This window comes from Chryseobacterium sp. KACC 21268 (assembly GCA_028736075.1).
GTDB lineage: Bacteria > Bacteroidota > Bacteroidia > Flavobacteriales > Weeksellaceae > Epilithonimonas.
This window is the reverse complement of the sequence record CP117875.1, coordinates 691,324-708,748: the sequence shown is the minus strand read 5'-3', so window position 1 is coordinate 708,748 and position 17,425 is coordinate 691,324. Positions and strand designations below refer to the sequence as shown.

Sequence of the window (17,425 nt, the reverse complement as noted above, 5' to 3'; positions counted from 1 at the left end):
GTAGATGTACTCAGTAATAGATATAGAAAGTAACGGCGCACCATTTCGGAAGGAAAGCATCATAGAGATTGCTATCTACCGATATGACGGTCACGAGATCACAGACCAGTTTATCTCGCTCGTGAATCCCGAAGATGAGATCTCTTCTTTTGTTCAAAAGTTGACAGGGATTTCCTCCAAAATGGTTTTGACTGCTCCGAAATTTCACGAGATCGCAAAACGTGTGGTAGAGATCACGCAGGATTCAACTTTGGTCGGTCACAATATTGATTTCGATTATCGGATGCTTCGCCAATCGTTCAAACGACTTGGTTACGAATTCAATATCAATACTTTAGATACAATCCCGTTAGCTAAGAAATTGATTCCGGAAGAGAAAAGTTATTCACTCAGCAAACTTTGCAAATCTATCGGAATTCCTTTGACAGAAGCACACCGAGCAAGTGGCGATGCGAGAGCGACTTTGGACTTGTTCAAGTTGTTGATGATCAAAGATAAATCCAATGAGATCATCCAATCTCAACAGGAAGAGAACCACGCCAAAAGCTATCTCAATAAGATCCAATTGCTGACAGAAGACCTTCCTAACGAGCGCGGAATTTTATATTTCCAAAATTCTGACGGGAAGATCATTCATTCTGATGTCGTAGAAGATCTATACAAATCAGCTAAAAAAATCCTTGAATCTGATTCCAGAAAGTACAAGAATATCCAGGAAGATGCAGTTTTGACTTCTTACGAATTGACCGGAACCGACCTGATTGCCAAGCTGATGATGAAGAATAAAGGCATCAGCAAAACGCAACCTTTGCCTTTCGGATTGTTTTACAGAAAGAACAAATTCATTCTTGAGAAAATCAAAAAAGAACAGGAAGAGAAACCTTATTTGAGATTCAAAAGTTTTACGCAAGGTTTGAAGGCCATCAATTACATCAAATCCAAACCTGAGCTGAAAGAAAATCTGGAAGAATTCACGCAGAAAATCAACCTTAAAAAAAGAAACGAGATCTGGACTTCATCCGGAAGAACTTTGGGCGAAAAGTCTTTCCTTATTTTAGAAAACGGAAAACTGACTGGTTTTGGGTTTTACGATTTGTATCATCAAATCCAGTCTATGGAAAAAATCAAAAAACTGATGTTGCCCGTTTCCAGATTCTCTCAGGATTTGCAGAATGATTTGCAGTTGGCGCTTTTGCGGAATGAGTTTGAGGTTTCTCCGCTTCCTGAGAAATAAAAGTAGAGCGTTTCAAAACCGCAAAAGAAAAAAAAGTTCTTATATCATTATCATCATTTTGTCATTCCGTAGAAATCTCGACCGCCTTGTTTAGATTCCTACGGAATGACAAAGGTTATGTTAAAAGACAAATGTTCAACTTTGCGAAGCTGCAGCCCGACTTGAGTGGAAATCCTTTTTTGTGGCTGGAAAAGCGCGGGCAAAAAAGATTGGGAACGGAAGGCGGAAATAGCTGCCCAAATATTTTTTAAAATTGCTTTCAACATAGTCAATAGCTTCCCAAAAATAAAAATCAATCCAAAAATTGCGAGATTTACAGATAAACTCTAATTTTGCGAAAAATTTTAACAACAAGCAATGCAATATTTTAAACAAAGCAAAATCGGAAAAAAGGGAGCTGTAAGGTTCTCTAAGGTTTGGAATGTATAATGAGTTGCGTGCATAAGATATCTATTGCGGCAGACTCTTTATATAAGAATCTGCCTTTTTATTTTTAAAAATCTACGATTATGACCAATCAGGACTTGCTAAGCATAGCAAAAGAATTCGGGACGCCCGTGTATGTTTATGACGTTAATTCCATCAGCGAGCAGTATAAAAAGCTGACGTCTTCTTTCTCGAAGACCACGCGTTTTTTCTACGCTGCAAAGGCTTTGACCAACATCAATATCCTGAAGTACGTAGAAAAACTGGGCGCATCTTTGGATTGCGTTTCTATCAACGAGGTGAAATTGGGCTTGAAAGCTGGTTTCTCAAACGACAGAATTCTATTCACGCCAAACTGTGTGGACTTGGCTGAGATTGAGGAAGCAATGTCTCATAAAGTTCATATTAACATTGATAATATTTCGATTCTTGAGCAATTTGGAAATAAATTCGGTGGTTCTTATCCGATTTTTGTGAGAATCAATCCACATATTTATGCTGGCGGAAATCACAAGATTTCGACTGGGCATATCGATTCCAAATTCGGAATTTCGATTCACCAGATGCGTCACATCGAGCGTGTGATGAAATCTACAAATCTGAATGTGGAAGGTCTTCATATGCACACGGGAAGCGAAATCAAAGACCCAGATGTTTTCATCCAAGGTCTTGAAATTATGTTTGAATTGGCAGAACATTTCCCGAATTTGAAATATCTGGATATGGGAAGCGGTTTCAAAGTGCCTTATCAAGAAGGTGACATCGAAACTGATGTGAAATCTCTTGGGAAAAAAGTAAATGCTTCCATCAAAAAATATGAGGAAGAATCTGGGAAGAAATTCCAACTTTGGTTTGAGCCAGGAAAATTCCTTGTGAGTGACAGTGGCCATTTCTTGGTAAAATCGAATGTCATCAAACAAACAACGGCGACAGTTTTTGTGGGCGTGAATTCTGGTTTTAATCATTTGATTCGTCCGATGTTCTACGATTCTTATCACATCATCGAAAACTTGTCCAATCCAAAAGGTGCGGAAAGAATTTATACGGTTGTCGGAAATATTTGTGAGACAGACACTTTCGCTTGGGACAGAAAAATAAATGAGGTGAGAGAAGGCGATGTATTGGTTTTCAGAAATGCGGGCGCTTATGGTTTTGAGATGAGTTCAAATTTCAACTCCAGATTGAAACCTGCGGAAGTGATGTTTCTTGATGGAAAAGCGCACCTCATCAGAAAAAGAGATGAGTTTGAAGATTTGTTGAAAAATCAGATCGAGGTTTTGTAATTTCTTGTTGATCAACAATATTTTGGCATAAAATTTCTTTCATCACTTTTAAAATCAAAAACTATGAGATCATTATTACTTTCCTTAAGTTTAGTAGTTGGTTCATTTGCTTTCGCTCAAAACAATGACGTTGAAGATATGATGAACATTGATATTCCGATGAATGATGCATCACTCAGTTCTGTTGCCTACAATGTGCGCGGTATTTATCAGCTTAAGGATAATGCCTGCGACCCAGCAAACTTCAAAAGTTTGAGATATCCTGGTGGCGCTGATGCTTACATCAAGGAACTGAAAGAAAAACTGGCGCAAAACGTGAATTGGAAAACTTATGTCATCAACGGTTTGTTCTTCGTCAAAATGGATATTACGAAAGACGGCGTTCTGTCAAAATTGGAAGCTGGACCAAAAGTGGCCAACAGCGAACCTTTTCTAAATGACCTAAAAGAAGCAGCCAAAAAAGTAAATAAAACCTGGACGCCAGCGAAATGCAGTGGTAACCCAATCGATTCTCAAGCAATGTTGAAAATAGATTTTTCATCGATGGCTTATGACACTTCTTTTAATTAAGATTGTAAAACTATAAAATAAGAACCGCCTTTAATTTGGCGGTTTTTTTATTTCTTAGATAATTGGACGAGATATTGGTCATTCTCATCTTCATAGATCAACTCGGATTTCCAGCCTTCCTCTGAAGTGATTTTCTCTAAAGTTTTAAAATCCAAATAGAGCCAGTTGAACCAATCTGTGACTTCTTTTTGATATTCGTATCTGCAAGTGACTTCGCCGTAATAGTGGTCTTGTGGAAGTTCTTCGTCCTCGTACATATAATTGATGTCGGATGAATCGAAAATTAAGATCCCATTTTCATTGAGCAATGTTTCAGCTTTTCTAAGGAATTTCCTGAATCCATCCAGATCACCACACAGTCCGATTCCATTCATCAACAACAAAAGTGTATCGAATTTCCCATCATTATATTTAAAGATATCTTCACCGACGACTTTTTTCAAACCTCGATTTTTCATCACGTCACAGGCTGCCGGAGAAATCTCTAATCCAACGACCTCTAAATTTTTACGTTGAAGGATCAAAGCGTGACTTCCTGCGCCAGCTCCTACATCTAAGACTTTTCCTTTACAGAGATCCAATGCCTTCTTCTCAAGTTTGGGTAATTGTTTTTCGTTGCGGAAATAGAGGGAAATCGGCATTTCTACTTTTGGACCAAAGGTGTCGTGGACGTAGAGTTTTGCCCTGCTGGTTTTTTCGTGAAAATTTTTGATGGCAAGCCCTGGAAGATCAATCATATTAATAAACTTGCTGCAAAGATAAAATTAATAAAAAAAGCATCCAGATCTCTCTGGACACTTTTTTTCGTCATTCGGAACTTTCATTCTGAATGCTCACTACAAATATAAATTTTATTTATTACAAATAAAATGAACCATGGTTAAGAAATACGCCTTCTTATTCTACTCAATGCTTGTGGTGTGATTCCCAAATAAGTCGCGATATGTTTCAGTGCAACCAACTGAAATAGTTCGGGATGCTCTTTCATCAATTTCAAATAGCGTTCTTCTGCAGACTCGCTCAGATACGAGAATTCCTTATTCGATTTTGCCAGGTAGATCTGTTCTACAGTGATCCTCCCGATTAGATTTCCAACACTGGATGTTCTGTAAACTTCCTGCAGATCATCGTAATGGATTTGCCAAACGACCATATCTGTAAGCGCCTCCACCGTGCATCTGGAAGGTGACCGTTGCAAAAAAGAATCATAGGAAGTCAGATAATTATGTCTGAAAACAAATCTGGTTGTAAGTTCTCTGCCATCTTTCATAAAGAACAATCTCGCTGTGCCTTCCTCTACAAAGGACAGATAATTTTCTACTGCGCCTTTTTTCAGAATCAGATCTTTCTTCTTGTATTCTTTCCGAACATTCTTTGCGCTATAGATCGCCCAGTTTTCGTCCGATATCGGAATATTATTCTCGCGAAGAAATTGTTTCATAAACTCCATCCACCATCTTTTTTTATTGATAAATAGAATTCAGTTCGTTCATATATTCATAAGCCGTCAAATCGAATTTCACTGGAACAATGCTGATGAATCCATTTGTCAAAGCTGTTTCGTCCGCATCTTCCGACTGATCCATATTATTGAAATAGCCTGTCAGCCAGTAATATTTTCTTCCGTGCGGGTTGATTCTTTCGTCGAAACTTTCTTCCCATTTTGCGTTGGCTTGCTTACAAACTTTGATGCCCTTGATCTCTTCTTTTTTAAGGTTCGGAATATTGACATTCAGTACAACACCTTTTGGCATTGGGTTCTCAATGGTTTTCAGAATAATATCTTTAATAAAATCTTCAGCCTGATCAAAATCTGCTTCCCATTTCAGATCACCAAGCGAAAATCCGATGGCTGGCAAACCTTCTACTCCGGCTTCCACAGCTGCAGACATAGTTCCTGAATAGATGACATTGATGGAAGAATTCGAACCGTGATTGATGCCTGAAACTACGATATCTGGTCTTCTGGGAAGGATTTTATCCAAAGCCATTTTCACGCAATCAACAGGTGTTCCAGAGCACGAAAAATCTTTCTGTGGACCATCAAGATTCAATTCTTCGAAGCTAAGTGTAGAGTTGATCGTAATGGCGTGTCCTTTTCCACTTTGAGGAGAGTTTGGAGCAACCACGATGACGTCTCCTATTTCGTTTACTATGCTAATTAATTTTCTAATTCCAGGTGCTGTGATCCCATCATCATTGGTTACCAGTATCAATGGTTTGCTCATAAATCTTATTTTTATATTCTTTCGCTTTTTTGCGACATTTTCAAAATTATCTCAAAAATAACCAATTTATAATGAGTAAAATAAAATAAGGTGTTAAATTTGGTTTCGTTTTTGAATACCAACGTAACATTCAAAATAAAATTTTGACTAATATAAGTACAGATTAAAATTTATGTTCAAAAAAATCAAGTTCAAGAAACTGCTGATGTTTGCGCCGCTGATGACGCTAATGTTCTGTTTCAACTCTCCTCAAAATGATGATGAAAAAATGCAGACCATTATGGTAAGCGTTAAAAATACACTTTCATACCTTCATTACAGCCCAAAACCTATTAATGATGCGTATTCCCAAGATGTTTTTGATAAATATATGGAAAACGTGGACGCATCCAAAAGATACTTCCTACAGTCTGATATTGACGAGTTTAAAAAGCACAATACCAAGTTGGATGATTATCTTAATAATGGGAATCTTGTGTTCTACAAATTGACGATCGACCGTCTTTACCAACGTGTAGATGAGATCGACAAAATGACCCAGGACATTCTTTCGAAACCAATCAATTTGGATGAAAATGACGAATTGATCCTGGAGCCAAAAAAAAGAGTGAATCCTGCTGATGCAAAACAGCAGCGTGAAGAATGGAAAAAGTACATTAAGTACAACATCCTTCAGGAAATGGAAACGCTGACCAGCAAAGAAGAATCTCAGAAAAAGAAAAAAGATTCTGTCGTCAACAACAAACTGCCGGATACGATCAAATACACGCCACTTTCAATGGAAAAAAAGCGTGAGAAAGCAACTGCGGAAGTGAAAGACCTGATTACAGATTCTTTCAGAAGATTCAAGAAAAGAAAGAAAATGGACTGGTTCTCAGTTTATATGAACGCTTATACTGAAGTTTTTGATCCGCACACCAACTATTTCTCTCCGAAAAGCAAAGAGGAATTTGATATGCAATTCACTGGAAAAGTGATCGGTATTGGTGCTTTGATCCAGGAAAAAAGAGGTTATCTGTATCTTGGAGAATTGACAATTGGTGCGCCAGCTTGGAAATCAAAACAATTGAGTGCTGGTGATAAGATCCTTAAGGTAAAATCAAAACCGAACGAAGAAGCGGTGAATGTTGTCGGAATGTTGTCTGATGAAGCCGTAAGATTGATCCGTGGTGAAAAAGGAACACCTGTTACTTTAACCGTTGAGAAAAAATCTGACAAAACCATCAAAGAAGTAACAATGATTCGTGAAGAAGTAGCGATAGAAGACACTTTTGCTAGAAGTATTGCGGTGACTGCGAAAAATGGGAAAAAATATGGTTTCATCTATCTTCCAAGTTTCAATGTGGACTTTGAAGATGCAAAAGGGAGAAATGCTTCCGATGATATCAAAGCAGAATTGATCAAACTTAAAAAAGAAAATGTAGAAGGGATCATCCTAGACCTTAGAAGCAATGGTGGTGGTTCTTTGACGGAGGTTGGAGATATAATGGGCTTGTTTATGAACGCTGGTCCTTACGTTCAGGTAAAAGACAGTCGTGGAAAAGTTCAAACTTTGAGCAACAAATCCAATGAACCTATCTGGACAGGTCCGCTTGTTGTGATGCAAAACGAATTATCGGCTTCGGCCTCAGAGATTCTTGCAGGTGCGTTCCAGGATTATGGAAGAGCAGCGATCATTGGTTCGCCAAGTTCTTTTGGAAAAGGTACAGTTCAGACGTTTGTTGAGCTAAACAGATTCCTGAATACGAATGATGATTTCGGAGCTTTGAAATTAACGATTCAGAAATTCTACAGAATATCTGGAGAATCGACTCAAAGAAAAGGTGTGGAATCTGACCTTAAGATGAAAGATTTCTTCTCATATTCTGAAGTAGGAGAACGTTTTGACCAATTCGCTTTGCCTTGGGATAAGATTGAAACCACTTCTTACAAAAAATTGACCGGACTTAATATTCCTCAATTACAGGCAGAACTTGATAAGCAATTGGCAAACAACCAAAATTACAAGATGTTGCAGGAATCTTCCGAATGGAAAGAAGCACTTGATAAGGAAGAAACAATCACATTGAACCAAGCCAAATTCAACGAACTGATGAAAACGCGTAAAGCACAAATTGAGAAGTTCAAAGGTTTGGACAAGTTCAACAACGGATTGAAGTTTATGGTTCACCCAGACGAATTGGAAAGAATCAAAAAAGACGAAGCATTTGCCAAGAAAACAGAAAACTGGAGAAAAAATCTTGAAAGAGATTTCTATCTGGAAGAAACGGTAGATGTCCTTTCGAAGATCAAATAATAAAAAAGCGGAACTATAAAATTTAGTTCCGCTTTTTTTATGCTTAATAATGCAGTACTTTACTATTTCAAACTTTCAAAACTACGCTTGATAAAGTCTGTCAATTCTTTTCCTTTCAAAAGATTCTGAGACAATTTTGCCAGATCCAAAGCTTGATTGATCATCGCGCTTTTCTCTTCCGCATTCTCTTTCTTCAATAATTCGCCGGCAAAATCTGAGTTAGAATTCACGACCAAATTATACATTTCCGGGAAACCGCCCATTCCGAACATTCCGCCACCGCCGCCAGTTGCCTGCATATCCTTCATTCTTCTGATGAATTCTGGTTGGGTCAAGGTAAATGGTGCATCTGTAGAATCCAGGTCTTCCAGTTGAACGGTGAACTTTTGATCGTTGATAGACTCTTCAATGTTTTTCTTCAAAGCTTCCTTATCCGTCTCATTCAATTTAGAAATGACAGGTTCGTCTTTTTTGATCAAATTATTGATGTGATCCGCATCTACTCTCGCAAATGAAACATTTTCTTTAGAGCTTTCCAATTTCTGGATCAAGTGCGGAACAATTGGAGAATCTAGCAACAAGACCTCATAACCTTTGTCTCTCGCAGACGCGATGTAGCTGTGTTGCTCATCCGCGTTGGTTGCATAAAGAATAACAGTTTTTCCATCTTTATCCGTTTGCGTTGGTTTGATCTTCTCAACCAATTCATTCCAAAGGTAATATTGACCTTCCGTCGTTGGATAGAGCGCGAACTTGTCAGACTTCTCATAGAATTTATCTTCAGAGATCATTCCGTACTCGATCACGATCTTGATGTCATTCCATTTTTGCTGATAATCTTCACGGTTTTCATTGAATAACGATACCATTTTGTCCGCCACTTTTTTCGTGATGTAAGAAGAGATCTTCTTCACCGCGCCATCAGCCTGCAGGTAAGAACGGGAAACGTTCAGCGGAATATCCGGAGAATCGATCACACCTCTCAGCAACATCAAGAAATCAGGAACAATTCCTTTTACCTCATCTGTTACAAAGACTTGATTTTGATACAACTGAATTTTATCTTTCTCGATATTAAGGTTATTCGCCAATTTCGGGAAGAACAAAACACCCGTCAGATTGAATGGATAATCCACGTTCAAATGGATATGGAACAACGGATCTTCAAACTGCATCGGATACAATTCTCTGTAGAAATTCTTGTAATCCTCAGCTTTCAGTTCGCTCGGCGCTTTTGTCCAAGCCGGCGTTGGATTGTTGATGATATTATCGACCTCAACCGATTCTGGTTTTGCATCTTCCGCAGAACCTTCTGGCAAAGGCAAAGTCTCTGTTTTCGTCCCAAATTTAATTGGAATTTGATTGAATTTATTATACTTCGTCAAAAGCTCACGGATTTTAGATTCCTCCAAAAATTCCAAAGAATCTTCTGCAATATGAAGGACGATCTCCGTTCCTCTGTCAGATTTTTCAGTTTCTTCCAACGTATATTCTGGACTTCCGTCGCAGATCCAACGAACTGCTTTACTATCTTCTTTGTAAGATTTCGTGAAGATCTCCACCTTCTCCGCCACCATAAAAGCAGAATAAAATCCAAGACCAAAATGTCCGATAATTCCAGCATCTTTCGCAGAATCCTTATATTTTTCAAGGAATTCCTCCGCGCCGGAAAACGCCACTTGGTTGATGTATTTCTCAACTTCCTCGCCCGTCATCCCAAGGCCTTGATCCTTGATGCTCAGCGTTTTCGCCTCCTTATCAATTTTCACCTCGATAATCGGATTGCCATAATCCACTTTCGCTTCACCAATTACGGTTAGATGTTTCAACTTCGTCGTTGCATCCGTCGCATTGGAAATCAATTCACGAAGAAAGATCTCGTGATCACTGTAAAGAAACTTCTTGATCAGCGGAAAAATATTCTCCACCGACACATTAATACTTCCTGTTGACATATTTATATTATTTTTTGTTTTATTTAAAATTTCAATTCCCGTATCATAATCATCTATCGATTATCATTTATCAGTCATAATTTGGGCGACTGCCAAAAGCCAAAACTTCCCCCGCGCTATTTTGTCACCGGGCTATCCGTTGCAATCTTTTGCTTATCACGATTTGTCACCGATTGACGCATTTCCCAAGCAAAAGGATTTCCACTGCTATCCCTGTCGCGGGTTTCCACAGTCCATCAAAATTTCACAAAAAAAAGACCATCCAACAATTAATGACAAATTGTCGCTTTGGTAAACCACAAAGATTCCACAAAGCACACAATTCTTATTTCTAATCTTACACTTTGTGCTCATTGATGGGTTTGATGTTTATGCATAGCTCGTCGAAGTACCATTGCGAACCTTAGCAGGCTTTGCGTTAAAAAACCTAAGTAACCCTCGTGATCCTTGTGCAAAAACTTTGAGCTCTTTGTGGTTAAAAAAAATCCTTACATTTACTTTCATCAAGACCAATCCAAAATGCGCCACCAAATCCAAAATCAAAACCCTGATTTCAAGAACATTACCTTCGATTCCAATTCGGAAAATTACACTTTTGAAAAAGACGGTTTGGAATTGAAATCAAAATACACCAGCGAAGACGTCAAAAACAAAGACATCAAAGCCGGTTCCGCAGGGATTGCGCCTTTTCTTCGTGGTCCATATTCCACGATGTATGTTCAAAAACCTTGGACCATCCGCCAATATGCAGGATTTTCCACAGCAGAAGAATCGAATGCTTTCTACAGAAGAAATCTCCAAGCCGGACAAAAAGGTCTTTCCGTCGCATTCGATTTGGCAACACATCGCGGTTACGATTCAGACCACGCAAGAGTAGTTGGTGACGTTGGAAAAGCAGGCGTCGCAATAGATTCGGTGGAGGATATGAAGATTTTGTTTGACCAGATTCCATTAGACGAAATCTCAGTTTCGATGACAATGAACGGCGCGGTTTTGCCGATTTTGTCTTTTTATATAGTCTCCGCAGAAGAACAAGGAATCTCGATGGACAAGCTTTCCGGAACCATTCAGAATGATATTTTGAAAGAATTTATGGTGCGGAATACTTACATCTATCCGCCAACGCCATCAATGAAAATCATCGCGGATATTTTCGAATATACTTCCAGGAATATCCCAAAATTCAACTCCATTTCAATCTCGGGTTATCATATGCAGGAAGCTGGTGCAACGCCGGTTTTGGAAATGGCCTACACCTTAGCCGACGGTTTGGAATATGTGCGAACCGGAATCAAAGCCGGAATGAACGTCGATGATTTTGCCCCAAGATTATCTTTCTTTTGGGCGATTGGAATGAATCATTTTATGGAAATTGCAAAAATGCGAGCGGCAAGATACATTTGGGCAAATCTTCTGAAACAATTCAATCCTCAGAATCAAAAATCTTTAGCCTTAAGAACCCATTCGCAAACATCTGGCTGGAGTTTAACGGAACAAGAACCTTTCAACAATATTACCCGAACAACAATCGAAGCATTATCTTCAGCTTTGGGCGGAACACAATCTTTGCACACCAATGCTTTGGATGAAGCGATTGCTTTACCAACAGATTATTCGGCGAAAATCGCAAGAAATACACAAATTATCCTTCAACAAGAAAGCGGAATCTGCGACGTCGTTGACCCAATGGGCGGAAGTCATTTGATTGAAACTTTAACGCAACAAATGATTGAGGAAGCAATGAAATTCATCGATGAAGTGGAAAAAGAAGGCGGAATGACCAAAGCCATCGAAGCCGGAATTCCGAAAATGAGAATCGAGGAAGCATCGGCCATCAAGCAAGCAAAAATCGATAGCGGAGAAGAATTCATCATCGGCATCAATTCCTTCAAATCCGATTTAAAACAGACCGAAATCGAAATCCTCGACATCGATAATACGGAAGTTCGCAGAAAACAAATCGAAAGATTGGAAAAAATAAAAGCCGAACGCAACACAGCATCGGTTGAAGAAATTTTAAATCAAATTCGAGAAACAGCAAAAACAGGAAACGGAAATCTTCTGGAACTTTGCATTGAAGCTGCAAGAAGAAGAGTCACTCTCGGCGAAATGAGCGATGCAATGGAAGAAAGTTTCGGACGCTACAAAGCCAATATCAGAACCATATCAGGAGTTTACGCAATGAATGCAAGCAAAAATGAATACTTTGAAAAGGCAGTTGCTTTAAGCCAAAAATTTGAAGACCAAGAAGGACGACGACCAAGAATTATGGTTGCAAAAATGGGACAGGACGGTCACGACCGTGGCGCAAAAGTAGTCGCAACCGCATTTGCAGATATGGGATTTGACGTCGATGTGGCGCCATTATTTCAAACGCCGGAAGAAGTTGCGAAACAAGCGGTGGAAAATGACATTCACATTTTGGGTGTTTCATCTCTGGCTGCAGGTCACAAAACTTTGGTTCCGCAAGTGGTGGAAGAGTTGAAAAAATTGGGTGCAGATGATATTACAATCGTTGTTGGTGGTGTAATTCCGCAACAGGATTATGAATTTTTGTATCAAAATGGGGCGCATCATATTTTTGGGCCGGGAACTAATTTGCCGAAAAGTGCGGTGGAGATTTTGGAAAAACTTTTAGATTAATTTAAAGGACAGAATTCAAATACTTTCTACCTACATTATTTTTATCAATGGAAAAATGAAATTTTCACAATTGTGTGTTGCTAATAATTTCATTTTTCCATTCATAAAAATCATTGTGGTATATTCGGTTATAAAATTTTAAGCTCCGTTTTAACTCATAACTCCGAATTAAAGTTTGCCGTTTTTTAGTATTGTTTTCATTAGCAATGTAATCGAATAATAGTTGTGCATTTTCATTAAAGTTTTCGACTTCAAAAACATAAGATGCTTTGGAAGATTCTACACTTTCCCCTATTAATTTATTTCCACATTTGAAAAGAAAAGACTCGTGAATCGCTTTTGATTGATTTCTGTTGATTACCAATTCTGGAATAGGAATAATGGGGAAATTTTCATCACAAATTTCACACAAAAATTTTATCGAATCATTTGTAAAAACAAATGGAAGATTTAGTTGGAAATATGTTCTTGTATATTTTTTTAATTTTGATATATCAAAACTTTCCATTTCAAAAGAATGCCCCACAATAGTCAAATAGTCAATGTGGTAAAATAATACTTCTATATTTTTGATTTCTTGAATTTCACTTCCAGAGATAACAATTTCAAGTTTTGGGACATTTTTAAATGAATAATAATGTTTTATCTTATCTAAATACCTTTTAGACTGTTCAACTATAAATTTTCGGTAATACTGATTTATTTTAATTTCTACACATCCATCAAAAAAATTGATGTTTCCCCATTCCGGAAATATTGATTTTATCTTGTCAAGATTAATTGTTGGAATTTTATCTCCGATAGTTTTATTTCCATTAGTATTGTCCTCGAATAATTTTAGCGATTTTTGAAGGTCATTTATAATTCTTTTCTTTTTTGAAATTTCATCTTTCGAACTTATTGATTTTAGAGATTCAAGTTTTCTTTGTTCAGTATAAAATTCTTGCCGAATAGAAAATAGACTATCAAAGAGAAATGGAAATTGCTTGTATAATTCTTTATTTTTCTCTTTTCGTTTTATTTCTTTTTGTAATTTCTTGATTTTTTTTTCACCCTCAACTATTCTTTTGGGAATATTTTGTAAATGTTTAAGCTCATTTTCTAATTCCTTTATTGCATTTTTGATATTAATATATGATTGTTCATTCATACTCATTAGAATAGATGCTAAATAATAATTGATGGTTTTTTCGGTCCAAAATTAATCTATTGAAAAGTACATTTGTGAAAGAATAGATATACCTTTCCTAACAAAGATATTTATTAATATTTTATCAGACTCTTACATTTTTTTTAATAATGAATTATTTATCTTGTTCAATAATTTTTGACAAATGACAAATCAGAAAACATTTATAGTTACTAACTTTCCACAATGAAAGAATTATTCGATTTTATTTTACGCTTCGGGAATCTCAATCCGCAGCAGATTGACTTTATTAAAACTAAAGCCAAAGAAATTGATTTCAAAAAAGATGAGTATTTCTCCGAGGCAGGGAAAATTGCGAGTCAGGTTGGATTTGTCGTCGATGGAATTCTGCGTGTTTGCTATTACAACAATGAAGGCGAAGAGATCACCAAATATTTCATCGAGGAAAACAATCTGGTCGTCGACCTGGAAAGTTTTGACAATCAAATCATTTCCAGTTCTTATGTTCAGGCCATTACAGATTGTAAAATGATCATATTCTCAAGAAAAGATTGGTTGGAACTTTTGCAGACCATTGTTGGTTTCGATGTCATTGTCAACAAGATAATTTCCAGAGCATTATTACTGAAAGTGGAACGGAGAAGTCCGCTTGTGACAGAAGATGCAACAAAACGTTATCTCAAATTTTTGGAGATCTATCCGAATGTCGTGAACAGAATTCCACTGTCTTACGTTGCCTCTTATCTTGGTGTGACACAATCTTCTCTTAGCCGAATCCGAAAAAATATTTAATTATCATTCGCTTTTTGTCATTTGGCAAATACTATCGTTTTGAATTGATCCAACTTTACATCATCAATTTAAAACAAGAAAAAATGACAATCGTATTAATAACAGGTGCCAACAGAAGTATTGGTCTTGAAACGGCAAAACAACTTTCAGCAAAAGGTTTATTCGTTTATTTGGGAAGTCGCGACCTAGCAAAAGGTGAAGCAATTGCAAAAGAACTTAATGAACAAGGATTCAACAACATCAAAGCAATTGAGATAGATGTTACCAATCAAGAATCAGTTTTAGCAACTAAAAATAGCATCGAACAAGAGCAAGGAAAATTGGATATTCTCATCAACAATGCGGGAATTCTGGGAACGCAGCCTCAAACTGCCACAGGAACTTCTGTCGAAAATATCAAGGAAGTTTTTGAAACTAATTTTTTCGGTGTGATATATGTGACGCAGGCATTTTTAGAATTGCTGAAGAGATCTGAAAGTCCGAGAATCAGCAACATCACGTCAGGACTTGGCTCATTGACGCTTCACAACGACCCGAATTGGAAATATTATCAGGTAAAATCTGCGGCTTACGGACCATCCAAAACAGCTTTGAACGCGTACACGATAGTTTTAGCTCACGAATTGAAAGATTCAAATTTCAAAGTGAATGTCATCGATCCAGGTTACACAGCGACAGATTTCAACCACCACAGCGGTCCTGGTTCTGTAGAAAGTGCAGCCAGCTTCATCATCAAACATACTTTGACCCAAGATGACGCGCCAACAGGGCAATTCTTCAGCAATGATATCGAAGAGGAGACTGGAATCAGTCCGTGGTAATTTTTGTAAAATATAAAACGTACACTGTATTAATGAATAAAAGAGAAACTTTCCGGTTTCTCTTTTTTATTTCTTAGCATTCTCATTCACATAAGCCAAAACCCAATTGGTTTCTTCTGCATTTAGTTTTGCTTTCGGTGCCATTGCAGCGATGATCGGTTTCCAATCAGCCACTGTGAAATCTCCGGGCGAAGGCAATCCGTGGCATCTGCCGCATTTCAGATTGAACAGGTCTTCTCCTTTTTTGAGCATTTCTTCCTTGCTAAGACTAGCCGTTATGACAGAAGTTTCTGTAGAAGTTGTAACCGGAGCTGCTTGCTGGGTTTTACAAGAATAAACGATCACGCCCAAAAGACACAAGCTGTATATGTATTTTTTCATTATTTTTGAATTTGATTTTCATCAAAAATAATTAATTTGAACACAGCTTCTAACCCTCTGTTCTAATTTGTAACAATTCCAAATATGGCAAAGCAATTCGGTATCGACGATTACATCAATGGGATCAAAGCGTCTGATAAGCGGATTCTGGGAAAGGCCATTACGCTTATTGAAAGCAAAAAACCCGAACACAGAGATCTTGCCGACGAGCTTTTGAAAGCGATCTTACCATTCACTGGAAAGTCCATCAGAATTGGAATCACTGGCGTTCCTGGCGCAGGAAAATCTACTTTTGTAGAAACATTTGGAAAACTGGCAATCGAAAAAGGAAAGAAAGTGGCCGTTTTAGCGGTAGATCCAAGTTCGTCCATCAACAAAGGAAGTATTCTGGGCGATAAAACGAGAATGGAAGAATTGGCGAAAGACCCAAATGCGTTTATACGTCCAAGTCCAAGCTCCGGATTTCTTGGTGGTATTGCGAATACAACTTACGAAAGTCTCTTGATCTGCGAAGCGGCAGGTTACGATTATATTTTAATCGAAACCGTTGGGGTTGGTCAAAGCGAGACTTTGATAAATGATATTACCGACGTTTTTCTTTTTCTAAAGATCATTGGCGGCGGCGACGAACTTCAAGGTATCAAACGTGGGATTATGGAAATGGCAGATTTGATTTTCATTAATAAAGTGGATTCCGAAAATCTCGCCAAAGCCAAACTCACGAAGACCGAATTGTCCAGAGCCTTACAATTCATCACCGCGAAAGAAAAAGATTGGAAAGTTCCAATCATCCTAGGCTCAGCCTTAGAAAATGAAGGTTTAACTGAAACCTTCGAAAAGATAGAAAACTTCATTTCACTCAAAAATAAGAATGAAACTTTTCTGGAAAACCGAAGAGATCAAGCTGAAAAAAGATTCGAATTTTGGGTTAAAGAATATATTCTCGAGAAAGCCAAGCGAGATCATTCATTAGAAAATTCTTACCTCGAACATAAGAAAAATGTTTCCGATCTCCGTTCAAATTCGAGTTCAGAAGCAAGAGAATTTGTTAAAAAATTGTTCGGAAATTAATTACCTCCGGCCGAAATATTACCATCAAAACTGATAGGTTGTCTATTATTCGAGCTTACGGACAAAAATGCACTCCCGTTTTTAAAGATCTCCAAAGTGAAAATGTAGCTTTCTTTTTGGTCCACTGTTGTGATTGTAAACATAGTATTCCCTTTTTTGGTAATCGACTGTTTTACACGGAAATCTTTGGATTCAAATCGCAATCCACCATTAATTGCATCGCCCGGACTTGCGTTGAAGGCTCTTCCGAAATACGGCAAAGCGACACTAAAGAGGTCTTTTTTTAAATTAAATCCGTTCCCCGGATCTAGATTCAAAATTCTGGTTCCAGTCGAGCCCGGCATTGAGTTCATAACATTGATGACATCAAAATTGGTTGGGAAAGCCTTAGTTGCGTTGAAATCAAACTCTTTATTTTGAACTACAGAACTCAAAGTGGTGGGATCCAGATAGGTTTGGCTTGTGCAGCCTATCGTCATCAAAGCTAGACTGAATATTAATATTAAAGATTTCATTTTCATTATTTTATAACGTTAATACATCAAGAATGATGCAACTTTTAGATGCAAAAAAAG

The 17,425-nt window shown here is 37.7% G+C and carries 15 protein-coding genes; 8 read left to right on the top strand and 7 right to left on the bottom strand.

The features are described 5' to 3' along the window. Positions 1 to 4 precede the first annotated feature (4 nt). The 3 genes from PQ459_03375 to PQ459_03365 all read left to right on the top strand — a co-directional run bounded on the left by PQ459_03375 (position 5) and on the right by PQ459_03365 (position 3,513). Complete coding sequence (locus PQ459_03375) at positions 5 to 1,234, top strand: 3'-5' exonuclease (GenBank protein WDF47533.1); 1,230 nt, start codon at positions 5 to 7, stop codon at positions 1,232 to 1,234. Positions 1,235 to 1,743: 509 nt separating this feature from the next. Next, a complete protein-coding gene (gene lysA, locus PQ459_03370; GenBank protein ID WDF47532.1) occupies positions 1,744 to 2,943 on the top strand; it encodes a diaminopimelate decarboxylase in 1,200 nt (399 codons plus the stop codon). 63 nt (positions 2,944 to 3,006) lie between these two features. Then, positions 3,007 to 3,513, top strand: a complete 507-nt coding sequence (locus PQ459_03365; protein WDF47531.1) for a hypothetical protein — start codon at positions 3,007 to 3,009, stop codon at positions 3,511 to 3,513. 47 nt (positions 3,514 to 3,560) lie between these two features. Here the strand turns inward: PQ459_03365 and PQ459_03360 are convergent, their stop codons facing one another. From PQ459_03360 to surE, 3 genes are all read right to left on the bottom strand, one after another. Further along, positions 3,561 to 4,250 (bottom strand): class I SAM-dependent methyltransferase, encoded by a 690-nt coding sequence (locus PQ459_03360; protein WDF47530.1) that lies wholly within the window; start codon positions 4,248 to 4,250, stop codon positions 3,561 to 3,563. Between the two features lie 143 nt (positions 4,251 to 4,393). Next, positions 4,394 to 4,963, bottom strand: a complete 570-nt coding sequence (locus tag PQ459_03355) for a cyclic nucleotide-binding domain-containing protein (GenBank protein ID WDF47529.1) — start codon at positions 4,961 to 4,963, stop codon at positions 4,394 to 4,396. Positions 4,964 to 4,976: 13 nt separating this feature from the next. Next, a complete protein-coding gene (gene surE, locus PQ459_03350) occupies positions 4,977 to 5,741 on the bottom strand; it encodes a 5'/3'-nucleotidase SurE (protein WDF47528.1) in 765 nt (254 codons plus the stop codon). A 172-nt stretch (positions 5,742 to 5,913) separates the two neighbouring features. Here surE and PQ459_03345 point away from each other — a divergent pair, with 172 nt between their 5' ends. After that, on the top strand, positions 5,914 to 8,037 hold the full coding sequence (locus tag PQ459_03345) for a carboxy terminal-processing peptidase (protein WDF47527.1): 2,124 nt from the start codon (positions 5,914 to 5,916) through the stop codon (positions 8,035 to 8,037). Positions 8,038 to 8,099: 62 nt separating this feature from the next. Here the strand turns inward: PQ459_03345 and htpG are convergent, their stop codons facing one another. Beyond that, positions 8,100 to 9,992, bottom strand: coding sequence for a molecular chaperone HtpG (gene htpG / locus PQ459_03340; protein ID WDF47526.1), 1,893 nt, complete (start codon positions 9,990 to 9,992; stop codon positions 8,100 to 8,102). A 519-nt stretch (positions 9,993 to 10,511) separates the two neighbouring features. On the opposite strand from htpG, the gene scpA reads away from it, so the two are divergent. After that, on the top strand, positions 10,512 to 12,635 hold the full coding sequence (gene scpA, locus PQ459_03335; protein WDF47525.1) for a methylmalonyl-CoA mutase: 2,124 nt from the start codon (positions 10,512 to 10,514) through the stop codon (positions 12,633 to 12,635). A gap of 64 nt (positions 12,636 to 12,699) precedes the next feature. Here scpA and PQ459_03330 read toward each other — a convergent pair whose 3' ends face one another. Continuing rightward, on the bottom strand, positions 12,700 to 13,785 hold the full coding sequence (locus PQ459_03330; protein ID WDF47524.1) for a hypothetical protein: 1,086 nt from the start codon (positions 13,783 to 13,785) through the stop codon (positions 12,700 to 12,702). Positions 13,786 to 14,010: 225 nt separating this feature from the next. On the opposite strand from PQ459_03330, the gene PQ459_03325 reads away from it, so the two are divergent. Both PQ459_03325 and PQ459_03320 read left to right on the top strand, forming a co-directional pair. Then, a complete protein-coding gene (locus PQ459_03325; protein WDF47523.1) occupies positions 14,011 to 14,577 on the top strand; it encodes a Crp/Fnr family transcriptional regulator in 567 nt (188 codons plus the stop codon). 83 nt (positions 14,578 to 14,660) lie between these two features. Then, positions 14,661 to 15,398, top strand: coding sequence for an SDR family NAD(P)-dependent oxidoreductase (locus PQ459_03320; GenBank protein WDF47522.1), 738 nt, complete (start codon positions 14,661 to 14,663; stop codon positions 15,396 to 15,398). A gap of 66 nt (positions 15,399 to 15,464) precedes the next feature. On the opposite strand, the gene PQ459_03315 is transcribed toward PQ459_03320, so the two are convergent. Then, positions 15,465 to 15,779 carry a hypothetical protein gene (locus tag PQ459_03315; GenBank protein WDF47521.1) on the bottom strand — a complete coding sequence of 105 codons (315 nt, stop codon included), beginning with the start codon at positions 15,777 to 15,779 and terminating at the stop codon, positions 15,465 to 15,467. Between the two features lie 84 nt (positions 15,780 to 15,863). Between PQ459_03315 and meaB the strand changes: the two genes are divergently transcribed. Next, positions 15,864 to 16,850 (top strand): methylmalonyl Co-A mutase-associated GTPase MeaB, encoded by a 987-nt coding sequence (gene meaB / locus PQ459_03310; protein ID WDF47520.1) that lies wholly within the window; start codon positions 15,864 to 15,866, stop codon positions 16,848 to 16,850. On the opposite strand, the gene PQ459_03305 is transcribed toward meaB, so the two are convergent. Continuing rightward, on the bottom strand, positions 16,847 to 17,365 hold the full coding sequence (locus PQ459_03305) for a DUF4251 domain-containing protein (GenBank protein WDF47519.1): 519 nt from the start codon (positions 17,363 to 17,365) through the stop codon (positions 16,847 to 16,849). The genes meaB and PQ459_03305 overlap by 4 nt on opposite strands. Positions 17,366 to 17,425: the final 60 nt, after the last annotated feature.